Genomic DNA, 15,201 nt, shown 5'->3' with positions numbered 1-15,201 from the left:
GTCCGCTCTCTCTGAGCGGGCTCCGGGCAAAAGGTTGCCGGCGTCCGCGAACGCCGGCTTGTAAATGTGGGGTCAATCCTTGAGCAGGCCGCTGGCGCGCAGCGCGGCTTCGACCGCCGGCCGGCCGCCTTCGGCGAGTTCGGTGAGCGGCAGCCGCAGCGCGCCGCCGCACAGCCCCAGCCGTGCCATCGCCCACTTGACCGGAATCGGATTCGGTTCGACGAACAGGTTGCGGTGCAGCGGCATCAGTTCGAACTGGATCTGCATGGCCCGCCGGACGTCGCCGGCGATCGCCGCGACGCACAGCTCGTGCATCTTGCGCGGCGCGACGTTGGCGGTGACGCTGATGTTGCCCTGGCCGCCGCACAGCATCAGCGCGACCGCGGTCGGATCGTCACCGGAATAGACGGCGAAGGTCTTCGGTAGCTCGCGGATCAGCCACTGGGCGCGCTCGATGTTGCCGGTGGCTTCCTTGATGCCGATGATGCCGGGCACCTGCGCCAGGCGCAGCACGGTGTCGTGCGCCATGTCCGCGACGGTCCGCCCGGGCACGTTGTAGAGCACGGTCGGCAGGTCGCCCACCGCTTCGGCGATCGCCTTGAAGTGCTGGTACTGACCTTCCTGGGTCGGCTTGTTGTAGTAGGGCACGACCTGGAGCTGGCAATCGGCGCCCACGCCGCGGGCGTATTTGGCGAGCTCGATCGCTTCCTTGGTGGAGTTCGCGCCGCAGCCGGCCATCACGGGCACGCGGCCGCGCGCCTGCTCGACCGAGACGCGGATGATCTCGCAGTGCTCTTCGACGTCGACCGTCGGCGATTCGCCGGTGGTACCGACGACGCCGAGACAATCGGTGCCTTCGTCGATGTGCCAGTCGATCAGCCGGCGCAGGGCGGGATAGTCGACACTGCCGTCGTCATGCATCGGCGTGACGAGCGCAACGATGCTACCTGTCAGTTGCTCCAAGGGAATCTCTTTGTGGGTTGCCCGAAAAGCAGCCATTCTACTGACCTGGGCCCGTCCGCCGGTACGGGCGGCCCCGCTAGGGGGCTTGGAGGAGATGTCGGGGGGGCATCGCGGACGTGGCCTGCGGGCGGACGGCGGCGATCCGCTGGACGAAACGCTCGGGATCGCACAGGAAGCCGTCCTCGTACGCCACCACCCGCAGCCCGGCGCAGGCGGCCAGCAATTCGCCGGGCTGGAGCAGGAAATCGGGCCGGGAGGGCTTTCCCACCTGCTCGTTGCCCGCGGCGAAGGTTTCATAAAGCAAAACGCCGCCGGGCGCGACCGCCGCGACGATGTCCGCCAGCCGCGGGCGCCAGAGGTAGTTGGTGACGACCACCGCGCCGAAGCGCTGACCTTCGAAAGGCCAGGGCCCCGTCTCGATGTCGGCCAGCACGGCATGGCCGAAGGACGCCGCGGCATCGACCGCCTCCTGCGACCTGTCGACGCCGGTCACCGCATGGCCCCGTTCGGCGAACCAGCGCATGTGGCGGCCGCTCCCGCAGGCCACGTCGAGCACGCCGGCAACGGGCGCCAGCAGGTGGGACCAGCGGACGATCCAGGGCGAGGGGGTGAGACTGGCGTGATTCAAAAACAGGCCCAGATCTGGTCGACCAGCGTGACCAGGAAGGTCGGGCGCACATAGAGCGCGAAGACGCCGGCCAGCGCCAGCGCAGCGGCGCCCAGCCAGGCGGCATGGACCAGACGATCGCGGGTGGACCTGGACATGGCTCAGGCGGGCTGGAGCCGGGGCCGCGCGATCGCGCTTTCCTTGACCGGCAGGTTGACCAGCGCCGCCATGACGCCGAACGCGATCGCGAGATACCAGACCAGGTTGTAGCTGCCCAGGCGGTCGTACAGGTAGCCGCCGAGCCAGACGCCGAGGAAGGAGCCGACCTGGTGGCTCAGGAAGACGAAGCCGCCCAGCATCGAGAGGTGGGCGACACCGAAGATCTGGGCCACGATGCCGCTGGTCAGCGGCACGGTCGAGAGCCACAGGAAGCCCATCGCCGCGGCGAACACATAGACCGTGAGCGGCGACAGCGGCACCAGCAGGAACAGCGCGATGGCTGCCGCCCGGCTCAGGTAGATGGCCGCCAGCAGCTTGCGCTTGGCCAGCCGGGCGCCGAGCGCGCCGGCGGTGTAGGTGCCGAAGATGTTGAACAGGCCGATCAGGGCCAGCGCGTAGCTGGCGACCTCGGGCGAGAGCCCCTTGTCGCGCAGGTAGCTCGGCATGTGGATGCCGATGAACGCCAGCTGGAAGCCGCAGACGAAGTAGCCCGCCATCAGCAGCACGAAGCTCGGGTATTTGAAGGCTTCCTGGACCGCTTGCAGGATGGTCTGGTCGCGCTTGCCGCTGGCGGCGGCGAGCCGCGGCTCGCGCAGGGAGAAGGCCAGCGGGATGATCAGCAGCGCCAGGGCCGCCAGCGCCAGCAGGGCGGTCTGCCAGCCGAGCCGGGCGATCAGCTGGCCCTCGACCGGCACCATGAGGAACTGGCCGAAGGAGCCGGCCGCGGCCGCGACGCCCATCGCCCAGGAGCGGCGCTCGGCCGGGATCTGGCGCCCGATCACGCCGTAGATCACCGCATAGGTGGTGCCGGCCTGGGCGGCGCCGATCAGCACGCCGGCGGTCAGGGCGAACATCAGCGGCGTGTGGGAGAGCGCCATGCCGGCCAGCCCCAGCGCATAGAAGACGGCACCGGCCACCATGACCTTGAGCGCGCCGAACTTGTCGGCCAGCATGCCGGCGAAGACGCCGACGATGCCCCATGAAAGGTTCTGGATCGCGAGCGCCAGCGAGAAAGCCTGGCGGGTCCAGCCCTGGTCCTGGGTGATCGGTTGCAGCCACAGCCCGAAGCCATGGCGAACGCCCATCGACAGGGTGACGATGAGGGCGCCGCAGATGAGCACCCGCTGGATGCTGAGCGGCTGGTGGGGAGAAGTCATTCGGGAAAATGTACCCAAAAGCCGGCGAACGCGTCGGCGGCCCGCTGGCTGCGATTGTTGATATTTTTGCTTGCCTTTGATGCGTGCGACGCAGGCGGCAGTGGGTGGGCCGAAAACAAGGCCTGGTCCGGCGCCGGGCCGCCCCAAGGCGGACCGCACCCCCTCGGGGGGCAGCGACCCACACGAAGTGGGGGAGCGTGGGGGCCTAGAATCCGCCGCCATGGCAAGCAAGGAACCAGGCAGTTACGGCGAATCCTCGATTCGCGTCCTCAAGGGCCTCGAGCCCGTCAAGCAGCGGCCGGGGATGTACACCCGCACCGACAACCCGCTGCACATCATTCAGGAAGTGCTCGACAACGCGGCCGACGAGGCGCTCGCGGGCTATGGCAAGAAGATCAAGGTCGTGCTCCATGCCGACGGCTCGGTCAGCGTCGAGGACGACGGCCGCGGCATTCCGTTCGGCCTGCATCCGGAAGAAAAGGCGCCGGTGGTCGAGCTGGTTTTCACCCGGCTGCACGCGGGCGGCAAGTTCGACAAGGGATCGGGCGGCGCCTACAGCTTCTCGGGCGGCCTGCACGGCGTCGGCGTGTCGGTGACCAACGCGCTGTCGACCCGGCTCGAAGTGACCTCGTACCGCGAAGGCTCGGTGGCGCAACTCGCGTTCTCGGCCGGCGACGTCGTCGAGCAGCTCAAGGTCCGGCCCCAGGAGAGCGCTTCGGCCTCGAACGGCGAGGGCGCGCGCGACCGCCGCCAGGGCACCACGGTGCGCGCCTGGCCCGATCCGAAGTATTTCGAATCCGCCGCGCTGCCGATCAACGAGCTCACCCACCTGCTGCGCAGCAAGGCGGTGCTGATGCCGGGCGTCACGGTCACTCTGGTAGTCGAGAAGACCAAGGAGACCCAGACCTGGCTCTACAAGGGCGGCCTGCGCGACTACCTGATGCAGACGCTCAACGGCGATCCGGTGATCCCGTTGTTCGAAGGCGCGGGCCATGCCGACAAGAACGCCGACAACTTCGCCGAAGGCGAGGGCGCCGACTGGTGCGTGGCCTTCACGGAGGACGGCCAGCCGGTGCGCGAGAGCTATGTCAACCTGATCCCGACCAGTGCCGGCGGCACCCACGAAAGCGGATTGCGCGACGGCCTGTTCAATGCGGTCAAGAGCTTCATCGAGCTGCATTCGCTGCTGCCCAAGGGCGTCAAGCTGCTGCCCGAGGACGTGTTCGCTCGGGCCTCGTACGTGCTGTCGGCCAAGGTGCTCGACCCGCAGTTCCAGGGCCAGATCAAGGAGCGCCTCAACTCGCGCGACGCGGTGCGGCTGGTGTCGAGCTTCGTGCGCCCGGCGCTCGAGCTGTGGCTCAACCAGCACGTCGACTACGGGCGCAAGCTGGCCGAACTGGCCATCAAGGCCGCGCAGACGCGGCAGAAGGCCGGCCAGAAGGTCGAGAAGCGCAAGGGCTCCGGCGTCGCCGTGCTGCCCGGCAAGCTGACCGACTGCGAAAGCAAGGACACGGCGCACAACGAAGTCTTCCTGGTCGAGGGCGACTCGGCCGGTGGCAGCGCCAAGATGGGCCGCGACAAGGAGAGCCAGGCCATCCTGCCGCTGCGCGGCAAGGTGCTGAACACCTGGGAGGTCGAGCGCGACCGGCTGTTCGCCAACACCGAGATCCACGACATCTCGGTGGCGGTCGGCGTCGATCCGCACGGACCCAACGACACGCCCGACATGTCGGGCCTGCGCTACGGCAAGGTCTGCATCCTGAGCGATGCGGACGTCGACGGCTCGCACATCCAGGTGCTGCTGCTGACCTTGTTCTTCCGCCATTTCCCCAAGCTGATCGAGGCCGGCCACGTGTATGTGGCGAAGCCGCCGCTGTTCCGCGTCGATGCGCCGGCGCGCGGCAAGAAGACGGCCTCCAAGTTCTACGCGCTCGACGAGGGCGAACTCACGGCGATCCTCGACAAGCTGCGCAAGGACGGCGTGCGCGAGGGCGCCTGGAGCATCAGCCGCTTCAAGGGCCTGGGCGAGATGAACGCCGAGCAGTTGTGGGAAACCACGCTCAACCCCGACACGCGGCGGCTGCTGCAGGTGCGGCTCGGGCGCTTCGATGCCCAGGGCACCGAGGGCGAGATCACCAAGCTGATGGGCAAGGGCGAGGCGGCGGCGCGGCGTGAACTGATGGAGCTGCGCGCCGACGACGTCGACATCGACGTGTGACGGCGGCGAACAAATCGTGACACCGCGAATCACCGGGCCAGGCGGCGCCACGGCATAGTGCCGGATGGCGATTCCGATGCTGGCTCCCTTGCTGTCGCTGCTGCTGGCCGGCTCGCTGGCGGTCCTGGCGCCGTTGGCGCGGGCCGCCGACATCTACGGCTACATTGACGAGAAGGGCGGCGCCCACTTCGCGGCCGAGAAGCTCGACGAGCGCTACCAGCTGTTCTTCCGCGGCGGCCAGAGCTTCGACACGGCGAATGGCCTGGCGCCGCTGCGCCGCGGGGGCGCGGCCGACGGCAAGGCGCCGCGCGCCTCGCAGGCCCTGGTGGCGCTGGTCGAGGCTTCGCCGGGCTACAAGGTGGCGAAGTCGGCGCTGCGCGATGCCGCGCGCAGGCACGACATCGACTACGAGCTGCTGCAGGCGCTGATCGCGACCGAATCCGGCTTCGATGCGCAGGCGGTGTCACCCAAGGGCGCGCTCGGCCTGATGCAGGTGATGCCGGCGACCGCCCAGCGCTACGGCGTGGCGGCGGACAAGCGGGCGTCGATCGAAACCAAGCTCTTCGATCCGCGGGTCAACATCGCCACCGGATCGCGCTACCTGCGCGACCTGATCGCGATGTTCCCGGGTCGGATCGAACTCGCGCTGGCGGCCTACAACGCCGGCGAGGGCGCCGTGCAGCGTGCCGGAAACAAGATTCCCAACTACCGCGAAACCCAGAACTACGTGACGACCGTGCTGCAGCTCTACGCGTACCTGAAGCCCTCGGCGGCCTTCGGGCGCGGCGGCAGGTCGGCCGGCCGCATCCACATGGAACTGGCGGTGCCCAAGGGCGGCGCCCTCGGACGTGGCAACATGCCGTCCGACCGGTCGCGCATGCCTCAGATGCCGGAATTGCCCGAACTGCCGCCGCCGGCGGCCGTTGAACCCGGCGCCGCGGTGGCGCCCTGAATCCCGAAAACCTCTTCTCTCCTCGCTTCTTTCTCTCCCATGGATTCCCAACCTTCGCTCGATCTGCAGAGCCCCGAAGACGATGGCGCGCTGACGCTGGCCGACTATGCCCAGACCGCCTATCTCGAATACGCGCTGAGCGTGGTCAAGGGCCGCGCCCTGCCGGATGTCAGCGATGGCCAGAAGCCGGTGCAGCGGCGCATCCTCTATTCGATGTCGCGCATGGGGCTCGGCTTCGGCGGCGCCAACGGCACCGTCGGCGCCAAGCCGGTGAAGAGTGCGCGCGTGGTCGGCGACGTGCTCGGCCGCTTCCATCCGCACAGCGACCAGGCCGCCTACGACGCGCTGGTGCGCATGGCGCAGGATTTCTCGCAGCGCTACCCGCTGGTCGACGGCCAGGGCAACTTCGGCAGCCGCGACGGCGATGGCGCCGCGGCGATGCGCTATACCGAGGCGCGGCTGGCCCGCATCACCAGCCTGCTGCTCGACGAGATCGACGAAGGCACGGTCGACTTCATCCCGAACTACGACGGCTCGACCGAGGAGCCGCGGCTGTTGCCGGCCAGGCTGCCGTTCACCTTGCTGAACGGCGCCAGCGGCATCGCGGTCGGCCTGGCGACCGAGATCCCGAGCCACAACCTGCGCGAGGTCGCCGACGCCTGCGTGGCGCTGATCAAGGCCAACGGCAAGCTGACCGACGACGAGCTGTTCGCCCTGGTGCCGGGGCCGGACTATCCGGGCGGCGCCCAGATCATCAGCAGCGCGGCCGACATCGCCGATGCCTACCGCACCGGGCGGGGCTCGCTCAAGGTGCGGGCCCGCTGGAAGATCGAGGAACTGGCGCGCGGGCAATGGCAGCTGGTGGTCAACGAGCTGCCGCCGGGCGTCAGCTCGCAGAAGGTGCTCGAAGAGATCGAGGAACTCACCAACCCCAAGATCCGCGCCGGCAAGAAGGCGCTGTCGGCCGAACAGACGCAATTGAAGGCCGCGGTGCTGTCGCTGCTGGACGTGGTGCGCGACGAGTCGAGCAAGGACGCGCCGGTGCGGCTGGTGTTCGAACCCAAGACCTCGCGAATCAGCCAGGACGAGTTCACCACGATGCTGCTGTCGCAGACCTCGCTGGAGAGCTCGTCGTCGATCAACCTGACGATGGTCGGTATCGATGGCAAGCCGACCCAGAAGTCGCTGCGCCAGATGCTCAACGAGTGGATCGCCTTCCGCGAGATCACGGTCGAGAAGCGTTCGCGGCATCGGCTGGGCAAGGTGCAGGACCGCATCCACATCCTCGAGGGGCGGCAACTGGTGCTGCTCAACATCGACGAGGTGATCGCGATCATCCGCGCGGCGGAGGACCCGAAGGCGGCGCTGATCGCGCGCTTCAATCTGAGCGACCGGCAGGCCGAGGACATCCTCGAGATCCGGCTGCGCCAACTGGCGCGGCTGGAGGCGATCAAGATCGAGCAGGAGCTCAAGGGCCTGCGCGAGGAACAGAAGAAGCTCGAGGACATCCTCGCCAGCCCGGCGGCGCTGCGCCGCCTGCTGGTGAAGGAGATCGAGGCCGACGCCAAGAGCTTCGAGGATGCGCGCCGCACGTTGATCCAAGCCGAGAAGCGCGCCGTGGCCGAAGTCCGCGTAGTCGACGAGCCCGTGACCGTGATCGTGTCGCAGAAGGGCTGGGTCCGCACGCAGAAGGGCTGGGCCAGCGAGCGCGCCGCCGGCGCCGCGGCGCCCGAGTACAGCTTCAAGTCGGGCGATGCACTGTATGGCGCCTTCGAATGCCGCTCGGTCGACACGCTGCTGGTCTTCGGCACCGCCAAGGACAAGGGCGTGCGGGTCTACAGCGTGCCGGTGGCATCGCTGCCGGGCGGACGCGGCGACGGCCAGCCGGTGACGACCCTGATCGACCTCGACAGCGGCACGCACGTGGCGCACTACTTCGCGGGCCCGCTCGGTGCGAGCCTGCTGCTCGCGAACACCGGCGGCTATGGCTTCATCGCGGCGGTCGAGAACATGGTCTCGCGCCAGCGCGGCGGCAAGGCCTTCATCGACGTCGGCGAGGGCGAGCAGCTGTGCCGGCCTTCGCTGGTCGGCGGGGCCGGCGGCGCCGAGCCGATGCCGGCGGCGACCCACGTGGCCTGCGCCTCGACCGGTGGCCGCATCCTGACCTTCGAGATCGGCGAGCTCAAGGCGCTGCCGAAGGGCGGACGCGGACTGACATTGATCGACCTCGAGGCCAAGGACACGCTCGCCGGTGCCGCGGCCTACACGCGCAGCGTCAAGATCGAGGGCATCGGCCGCGGCGGCAAGGAGCGCGAGGAGACGCTGGAGATCCGCACGCTCAACAACGCCCGCGGCGCCCGCGCGCGCAAGGGCAAGGCCGCCGACCTCGGGTTCAAGCCCTCGTCGGTCGTGCGCGTGCTGTAGCGGAGCCGCTGATGGAAATCGGAATCATCGGGCTGGTGATCGCGCTGCTCAGCGGCCTGGCGAGCTTCGCCCTGGGGCGCTGGCTGTCGAAACGGCGGCGCGAGAAGAAGGCCGACCAGGCGCGCGCGGCGGCCGAGGCCGGGCAGAGCCGGCAGGTGCGTCGGGCGCGCGAGCGGCAGCAGAAGCGCTGAGCCTCGACGGGTTCTACTTCAAGCCGGCCCACCATCGCACGTTGGTGCGCGGCCGGCCGACCGTCAGCACCTCGCCGATCACCGGCGTGGCGAGTGTGATCTTCCTGGCTTCGGACAGGTCGGCGATGCGGTCCAGCGGATCGTGCCAGGTGTGGAACGCGAGGTCGAAGGTGCTGTTGTGGACCGAGAACAGGACCTTGCCGCGCAGGTCCTCGAAGGCCTGCACGCTCTGTTCGGGCGTCATGTGGACCGCGGGCCAGTAGGCGTCGTAGGCGCCGTTCTCCATCATCGCCAGGTCGAAGCCGCCGAAGCGCTCGCCGATCTCGCGGAAGCCCTTGAAATAGCCCGAGTCGCCGCTGTAGAAGATGCGCTGGCCGCCGGTCTGGATCACCCACGATGCCCACAGCGTCCGGTCGCGGTCGTTCAGCGTGCGGCCGGAGAAATGCTGCGCAGGCGTCGCGGTGAGCTCGACGCCGTCGAACTGCGCCTGCTGCCACCAGTCGAGCTCGGTGACCCGGTCGGCGGGCACGCCGAGCTCGACCAGCCGCGCCTTGACGCCCAGCGGCACGAAGTAGCGCTGCACCCGCTGCGCCAGGTAGCCGATGGTGGCGACGTCGAGGTGGTCGTAGTGGTCGTGCGACAGGATCAGCCCGGCGATCGGCGGCAACTGGTCGAGCGCGATCGGCGGCGGGTGGAAGCGGCGCGGGCCGAGCCACTGGAAGGGCGAAGCCCGCTCGCTGAACACCGGATCGATCAGCCAGTACCGGCCCTGCAGCTTGAGCAGGTGCGACGAGTGGCCCAGGCGCACCAGGTGGTTGGCCTGCGGATCGAGCGCCGAGAGCTGCGCGCCGTCGAGTGCCTGCACCGGGATCGGGTCGGTCGGCACGGTGTCGGTCTTGGTCTCGAGGAGGAAGCGCGACCAGATCTTCCAAGCGCCGGCAGAGGGCAGGGCATCCGCGTTCGGCGGGTTGCTGAAACCGCAGTCCTTGAACTGGGGCGAAGCGGCGTAGGGGCTCTCGCAGGCTTGCGCGCTGCTCGCGCAGCCGGCGAACAGGGCGCAAGCCGCCAGTGCCAGGGCGGCGGTCGCGGGGCGGGGGAGCGCAGCGGTCATGGGCGGGATGTGCGGAATGAGCGGCAGGCCGCGGCGCCGCGAGCTTAACCAATGCGGCGCCTTCGTGCCGTCCCCAGGGGCCCGGCATAGGCCGTTCGAGTCATTGATACCCCGCCGCAGGCATGAAATATTGCATCGAACGACGAGGAGCCGAATGGACGAGACCATCCAGAAGCTGGTCGCCGAGCGTCGACGCGCCCTGCATGGCGCCGACGATGGCCGACGGCCCTGGGGCCTGGCACTGTCGGGTGGCGGTATCCGCAGCGCCACCTTCTGCCTGGGCCTGCTGAAGGCGCTGGCGGTGCGGCGTCAACTGCTCAAGTTCGACCTGATGTCGACCGTCTCGGGTGGCGGCTACATCGGCGCGGCGCTCGGGCGGCTGTGCACCAACGCGAAGTCGGCGGACGAGGTGCGCGCGATCGAGAGCGCGCTCGGCGACGTCGACCGCGCCCGCTTCGGCTGGTGGCTGCGCGCCAACGGCCGCTACCTGATCCCGGGCGGCCTGCGCGACACCTTGTTCGCCACCGCGCTGTACCTGCGCAACCTGCTGGCCACCCACATTGAGCTGGCGATCGCCGCCAGCCTGATCGGCATGGTGCTGGCGGCCACCAACCTGCTGCTCTGGGACGCCGTGTTCCGTGCGGTCGACCTCAACAGCGTGCCGCCCGACGCGGTGGTGCGAAGCACCCAGATCGATGCCGTGCAGTTCATGCGCCTGGCGGTCGAGTGGGCCACGCTGTGGCCGACGCTGTGGTTCACGCTGGTCGGGCCCTTCCTCGCCTCGGTGGTGCTGGCCTGCGCCTATTGGTCGGTGCACGACAGGCCATCGACCTCGTCGATGCTGCTGCAGGTCGCGATGTGGCTGGCGCTCGGCATCGGGGCCGCCTTCGTCGCGCCCGAACTGATGCTGCGCTACAGCGGGCCGCCCTGGCTGGCGCCCAGCTTCGAGGCCTTCGCGGCCTGCTGGGTGATCGCGCTGCTGTGGGTGCTGCACCGAAGCCGGAAGCGGTCGCCGGCCGAACTGCGCAACGAGTTGACCGACCGGCTGGCCTCGGTGCTCAATACCGCGCTGCTGATCGTCATGCTGGGCCTGCTCGACCGCAGCGCCTGGTGGCTGGCGGCCGAGGGCCAGCAGCAGCGGGTCTCCTATGGCGCGGTGCTGCTGGTGGCGGCCGCGGCGCTGCGCGGCGTGCTGCCGATGCTGCTGTCGCACCGGCAGGAACTGCCCGGCATCGGCAAGACCGTGATGCTGACCCTGGCCAGCCTGCTCGGGCTGGTGCTGGCCTTCTGCCTCGCGGCCTGGTGGATCGGCGTGGTCTATGCGGCGGTGCTGCTGCCGATCTTCACGCCGGCCGGGCTGGACTTCATGCGCGGCTGGGCCTGGCTCGGCACCATCGCCGTGATCATCGGTGTCTACGCGCTGGCGACCGGGCGCAACTTCGCCTTTCTCAATGCGTCATCGCTGCACATGTTCTACAAGGCGCGGATCGTGCGCGGCTACCTCGGGGCCGCCAATGCGCGGCGGCTCGGCGCGCAGCCGACCGACAAGGTGTCGGGCCTGGAGCCGCCACAGGTGCCGGTGGGCGAGGTCGACTCGCACGACGACATCTCGCAACTGCGCTACGCGCCGCATGCCCAGGGCGGTCCGGTGCACCTGGCGAACGTCTGCATCAACCAGACGCACGACACCAAGGAAAGGCTCTTCAACCGCGACCGCAAGAGCCAGCCGCTGACCATCGGGCCGCTGGGCTGGATGCAGGCCGGCGGCGCGCCCTGGGCGCAGGCGCATGGCGACGGTGCGCTGACGCTCGGGGGCTGGATGGCGATCTCGGGCGCGGCCTTCGCCCCGGGGCTGGGCCGCCTCACCAAGCGCGGCATCTCGGCGCTGTCGCTGTTCGCGGGCCTGCGGCTGGGCTACTGGTGGAACAGCGCCGGGGCCGGGATCGTCCAGCACGGCGCGGTGGTGCATGCGAGCCCGCTCCTCATGAAGACCCGCTTCCTGCTGCTCGAATGCTTCGGCGCCTTTCCGGGCAGCAGTTCGGCCAACTGGTACTTGAGCGACGGCGGCCATTTCGAGAACACCGGCGCCTACGCGCTGCTGCGGCAGGAGGCGGCCTTGATCGTGATCGCCGACTGCGGCGCCGATCCGGACTACCGCTTCTGCGATCTCGAGGTCCTGATCCGGCGCGCCCGCATCGACCTCAACGCCGAGATCACCTTCATGAAGCCGCGCCCGGATGCCGAGTGGACGCACCTGGGCGCCTTCGGCTCGCTCAACGACCTGGCCTCGCCGACCAGCCAGGCCTGCCTGGCGCTGGCGCAGGTGCGCTACGCGAGTGGCCAGACCGGGCAGATCGTGCTGGTCAAGCCAAATGTGTCGGCCTCGCTGCCGGTCGACCTGGTCAACTTCAAGGCCGCAAACCCCTTGTTCCCGCAGCAGCCGACCACCGACCAGTTCTTCGACGAGGCGCAATGGGAGAGCTACTTCCGGCTCGGCTCGGAGATCGGCTTCCGGCTCGACGAGGAGCTGCTCGAGCATGTGGCGCAGGGTGCGCCGGGCCTGTTCATGCTCGATGACGGCCAGCCGGATTCGAGCGCCCGCGGCGCCAAGCCGGGCGACAAGGACAGCGCCGCGGCGGCCGCCGTGGGCTCGATGAGCCGGCTGCAGGCGCGGGTGCTCAAGGCCGGCGCGGTGACGGCGTCGATCGGCATCGGCACGGCCGCCACCTTCGGCGTCGCCGCCTGGCAGGGCATCGACAGCTGGCGCGCCCAGCGCGCCGACCAGGAGAAATCGGAGAACAGCGCCTTCAAGGACCTCACCGAGCGCTGGGCCCGGCTGCACGGCGGCGGCGGGGGCGGCGATGCGCCGGCCCTGCTGGCGGCCGAACTGCTGCGCACCGGGGACCTGCTGTGCCGCGAGGGCAGCGAGAACTTCATGGCCAAGTTCCGGCTCTCGGTGCGGATGGTGGACGACGCCAAGCAGGCCTGCGCGGGCGAGGCCGCGGGCCAGCGCTCGCCGGCGTGCGCGCGGCTGCTCGATCCCGGCAACGGCATCGACTGCCTGCAGCCGGCGCAGGCCCCGCCGTGCGCGCCGCGCTACTGGGCCCGCGACTACAGCGGCCAGACCGGCTCCAAGCAGAACTGCAGCGGCACCCTGCCGCAGCCCTTCCAGCTGGCCGTCTGGCTGCGCGACCGCGTTGCCGGATTCGGGGCGGGCGACCGGGTCGCGAGCGCGCCGCCGCCGACCGCCGCGCCGTCGCCCGACGCCACCCGCGGGCCGGCCACGCCGATCGCGCCGGATGCCTGCGAAGGCACGGTGGTCTACATCCTGACCTACGGCACCGGCCTGCGCGACAAGGCGCGCGCCTGGCGCGGCCCGTGGCGCGAACTCGGCGCTTCGGTGCCTCCGATCGAGGATGTGCTGAGCACCTCACGCCGCGCCGGCCGGGCACCGCCGGTGGGGCATCCGGTGCCGACCGTCGTCATCCGCAACGAGTCCGCACGCGCCTGCGCCGAGGCCCTGACCGAGACCGCCGAATCGCCGACCGGCCAGCCCTGGGCGATCCGGCTGCTGCCGCGCCCGGGCCTGACGGATCCGGCGGCGATCGAAGTCTGGCTGCCGCGGGTCAGGGATGGGGTGGCGAGTACGTCCTAGTCCGAGCCGGGGCGCCAGACCCGCGCCAGCACCCCGAGCTTGTCGCGCAGCGTATTGCGCTCGTCGGACAGCGCATCGATGAAGTCCGACAGCCGCTTCGACTTGACCATGGTGTAGACCGTGAGCCAGGTGGTGAAGCCGAAGACGATGCCGAACCACAGCAGCTTGCGCCACAACGGCGCCTCGGCTTCCGCCAGCAGGTTCATGCCGAGGAAGCCGGTCGTGATGGTGCCGATCAGGCCGAACAGCGTGACCACCGTCAGCCGCACCACCGTGTTGGCCTGCCGGCGCAGGCTGTCGGCCTCGAGGTAGGTGTTCATGTCGGCGATGCGCTCCTTGACCTCGTCATAGAGCGGATCGAGCCCGAGGTGGGTGGTGCACAGGTGGGACAGCGCGCGCACCTGCGCCTGCTCCGAGATCTCGTGGAACCAGTAGCGGTGCGTGAAGCGCAGGAAGCCCTCGAAGCTGGCGCGGATCGCGCGCTTGAATCGCTTGACGCTGGCGACGTCGTGGATGTCGAGATTGCGCAGCGCCTCGACCAGACGGTCGGAGTACATGAGCAGCGCCGCCTTCTGGAAATGGGCGATGAGAAACAGCAGGAAGTGCTGGTGGCGGAACTGCGCCAGCACGCCGCGGTCGCGGCAGCAGAAAAACTCGGATCGGGCATCGCCGATCACGATCAGGGCGCGGCCGTTGCACAGGTAGCGGGTGCGCGGCGCGGCGCCGGCATCGGTCCAGAAGCGGTCGTAGCAGTAGCGCTGCTCGAAGTCGATCACCTGCTCCTCGAGGTAGGGCGATGGGGCGGCCGTGCTTGCCGGCCCCTCGGCGGTGCCGGTCACCATCGCGAGCCGGATGAAATCGCTGCGCGAGAGCCGGCGTGGATCGTCGAGCGCGAGGTAGGCCATCACCGGCATCCGGTAATACTCGATCTGGCGGAAGCGCAGCGCACCGGCTTCGTCCGAATGGTCGCTGACCAGCGGCCGCATGAGCCAGGCCCAGTGCGCGGCCAGCCGCGGCGCGCGATGCTCCGCCACGTGCGCGAGGAAGGGCTCGCGCTGCTGCGCATCGGAAGAGGCCAGTACGCGGCCATCGGCGGCCAGCCATTCGACGCTGTGCATGCAGTGCAGCGCCTGGCCTTGCGCGTCCCAGCCGCCCGGGTACGCGCGGCCGAAGCGATACAGGATCTCCTGCGCCTGCGCGAGGCTCAGGTGGTCGGCGCCGACTTCGACGTTGAGCAGCACCACGTCGACGTCGAAGAAGAAGTAGAGATCGACATGCACCACCTGCAGCGTCATCGGCTCGGCCCCCGGCCGCCCCACCACGCGCACCGCCGCCACGTCGCTGCGGCGGAACACCCGCATCGGCGAATCGCCGCCGCTCGCGCCGCCGGCCGCGCGACCCTTGCGGCCATCGCCGTAGAGGAAGCGCTGCACGTAGGGCAGGAAGCTCACGAACTCGTTGTAGTGGCGCTCGTGGAAACGGTCGCTGGCGCCGGTGTATTCGTCGATCTCCTCGCGCCAGGGGGAGGCGTCGCCGAGGTCGCGCAAGACCTGCCATGGGCCGCGATGCGCATGGCGCGGCTGAGTGGTCGGCATCAAGCGCAGGGGCCAAAGCAGGGTCTGTCGCAGGTGTTTCACGGAAGGTGCTGCAACTGCGCCGGAAGATTCTGCTTCGGCGTCCGCCATTTCGATGAAGGGCATCTCG

At 69.5% G+C, this 15,201-nt stretch carries 11 protein-coding genes; 5 read left to right on the top strand and 6 right to left on the bottom strand.

The genetic code is table 11. The annotated features are described in order from the left end of the window. Positions 1 to 72: 72 nt before the first annotated feature. The 4 genes from dapA to QZH52_RS11755 are packed head-to-tail and all read right to left on the bottom strand — an operon-like array spanning position 73 to position 2,946. The gene (dapA, locus tag QZH52_RS11770; protein WP_301808466.1) at positions 73 to 999 is read right to left on the bottom strand and encodes a 4-hydroxy-tetrahydrodipicolinate synthase; all 927 of its coding nucleotides are present in this window, start codon (positions 997 to 999) and stop codon (positions 73 to 75) included. A gap of 40 nt (positions 1,000 to 1,039) precedes the next feature. Further along, entirely contained in the window at positions 1,040 to 1,591 is a 552-nt protein-coding gene (locus QZH52_RS11765; RefSeq protein ID WP_301808464.1) for a class I SAM-dependent methyltransferase, read from the bottom strand. Further along, a complete protein-coding gene (locus QZH52_RS11760; protein ID WP_286532360.1) occupies positions 1,588 to 1,728 on the bottom strand; it encodes a hypothetical protein in 141 nt (46 codons plus the stop codon). Before QZH52_RS11760 ends, QZH52_RS11765 begins: the two co-directional genes overlap by 4 nt. 3 nt (positions 1,729 to 1,731) lie before the next feature. Further along, positions 1,732 to 2,946, bottom strand: a complete 1,215-nt coding sequence (locus QZH52_RS11755; RefSeq protein WP_301808461.1) for an MFS transporter — start codon at positions 2,944 to 2,946, stop codon at positions 1,732 to 1,734. A 220-nt stretch (positions 2,947 to 3,166) separates the two neighbouring features. On the opposite strand from QZH52_RS11755, the gene QZH52_RS11750 reads away from it, so the two are divergent. The 4 genes from QZH52_RS11750 (at position 3,167) to QZH52_RS11735 (ending at position 8,731) form a co-directional block, all read left to right on the top strand. Further along, positions 3,167 to 5,164, top strand: a complete 1,998-nt coding sequence (locus QZH52_RS11750; RefSeq protein ID WP_301808460.1) for a DNA topoisomerase IV subunit B — start codon at positions 3,167 to 3,169, stop codon at positions 5,162 to 5,164. 76 nt (positions 5,165 to 5,240) lie between these two features. Beyond that, complete coding sequence (locus QZH52_RS11745) at positions 5,241 to 6,116, top strand: lytic transglycosylase domain-containing protein (protein ID WP_301808457.1); 876 nt, start codon at positions 5,241 to 5,243, stop codon at positions 6,114 to 6,116. 39 nt (positions 6,117 to 6,155) lie between these two features. Continuing rightward, positions 6,156 to 8,540 carry a DNA topoisomerase IV subunit A gene (gene parC, locus QZH52_RS11740; RefSeq protein WP_301808456.1) on the top strand — a complete coding sequence of 795 codons (2,385 nt, stop codon included), beginning with the start codon at positions 6,156 to 6,158 and terminating at the stop codon, positions 8,538 to 8,540. Between the two features lie 11 nt (positions 8,541 to 8,551). After that, on the top strand, positions 8,552 to 8,731 hold the full coding sequence (locus QZH52_RS11735) for a hypothetical protein (protein WP_301808454.1): 180 nt from the start codon (positions 8,552 to 8,554) through the stop codon (positions 8,729 to 8,731). A 13-nt stretch (positions 8,732 to 8,744) separates the two neighbouring features. On the opposite strand, the gene QZH52_RS11730 is transcribed toward QZH52_RS11735, so the two are convergent. Continuing rightward, a complete protein-coding gene (locus QZH52_RS11730; RefSeq protein WP_301808451.1) occupies positions 8,745 to 9,842 on the bottom strand; it encodes an MBL fold metallo-hydrolase in 1,098 nt (365 codons plus the stop codon). Between the two features lie 154 nt (positions 9,843 to 9,996). Here QZH52_RS11730 and QZH52_RS11725 point away from each other — a divergent pair, with 154 nt between their 5' ends. Then, positions 9,997 to 13,497, top strand: coding sequence for a patatin-like phospholipase family protein (locus QZH52_RS11725; protein WP_301808447.1), 3,501 nt, complete (start codon positions 9,997 to 9,999; stop codon positions 13,495 to 13,497). Here QZH52_RS11725 and QZH52_RS11720 read toward each other — a convergent pair. Then, positions 13,494 to 15,182, bottom strand: coding sequence for a magnesium transporter CorA family protein (locus QZH52_RS11720; RefSeq protein ID WP_301809278.1), 1,689 nt, complete (start codon positions 15,180 to 15,182; stop codon positions 13,494 to 13,496). The genes QZH52_RS11725 and QZH52_RS11720 overlap by 4 nt on opposite strands. Positions 15,183 to 15,201: the final 19 nt, after the last annotated feature.

The sequence above is a fragment of the Variovorax ginsengisoli genome (genome assembly GCF_030486595.1).
Taxonomy (GTDB): Bacteria; Pseudomonadota; Gammaproteobacteria; order Burkholderiales; family Burkholderiaceae_C; genus Variovorax; species Variovorax ginsengisoli_B.
The sequence above is the reverse complement of the archived record's forward strand: the minus strand, read 5'-3'. Positions and strand labels throughout refer to the sequence as shown.

Excerpts from the sequence above, each read along its gene's own strand:
- dapA (WP_301808466.1), bottom strand. The coding sequence starts at position 999 with ATGGCTGCTTTTCGGGCAACCCACAAAGAGATTCCCTTGGAGCAACTG.
- QZH52_RS11760 (WP_286532360.1), bottom strand. The coding sequence starts at position 1,728 with ATGTCCAGGTCCACCCGCGATCGTCTGGTCCATGCCGCCTGGCTGGGC.
- QZH52_RS11755 (WP_301808461.1), bottom strand. The coding sequence starts at position 2,946 with ATGACTTCTCCCCACCAGCCGCTCAGCATCCAGCGGGTGCTCATCTGC.
- QZH52_RS11750 (WP_301808460.1), top strand. The coding sequence starts at position 3,167 with ATGGCAAGCAAGGAACCAGGCAGTTACGGCGAATCCTCGATTCGCGTC.
- QZH52_RS11745 (WP_301808457.1), top strand. The coding sequence starts at position 5,241 with ATGCTGGCTCCCTTGCTGTCGCTGCTGCTGGCCGGCTCGCTGGCGGTC.
- parC (WP_301808456.1), top strand. The coding sequence starts at position 6,156 with ATGGATTCCCAACCTTCGCTCGATCTGCAGAGCCCCGAAGACGATGGC.
- QZH52_RS11735 (WP_301808454.1), top strand. The coding sequence starts at position 8,552 with ATGGAAATCGGAATCATCGGGCTGGTGATCGCGCTGCTCAGCGGCCTG.
- QZH52_RS11730 (WP_301808451.1), bottom strand. The coding sequence starts at position 9,842 with ATGACCGCTGCGCTCCCCCGCCCCGCGACCGCCGCCCTGGCACTGGCG.
- QZH52_RS11725 (WP_301808447.1), top strand. The coding sequence starts at position 9,997 with ATGGACGAGACCATCCAGAAGCTGGTCGCCGAGCGTCGACGCGCCCTG.
- QZH52_RS11720 (WP_301809278.1), bottom strand. The coding sequence starts at position 15,182 with ATGGCGGACGCCGAAGCAGAATCTTCCGGCGCAGTTGCAGCACCTTCC.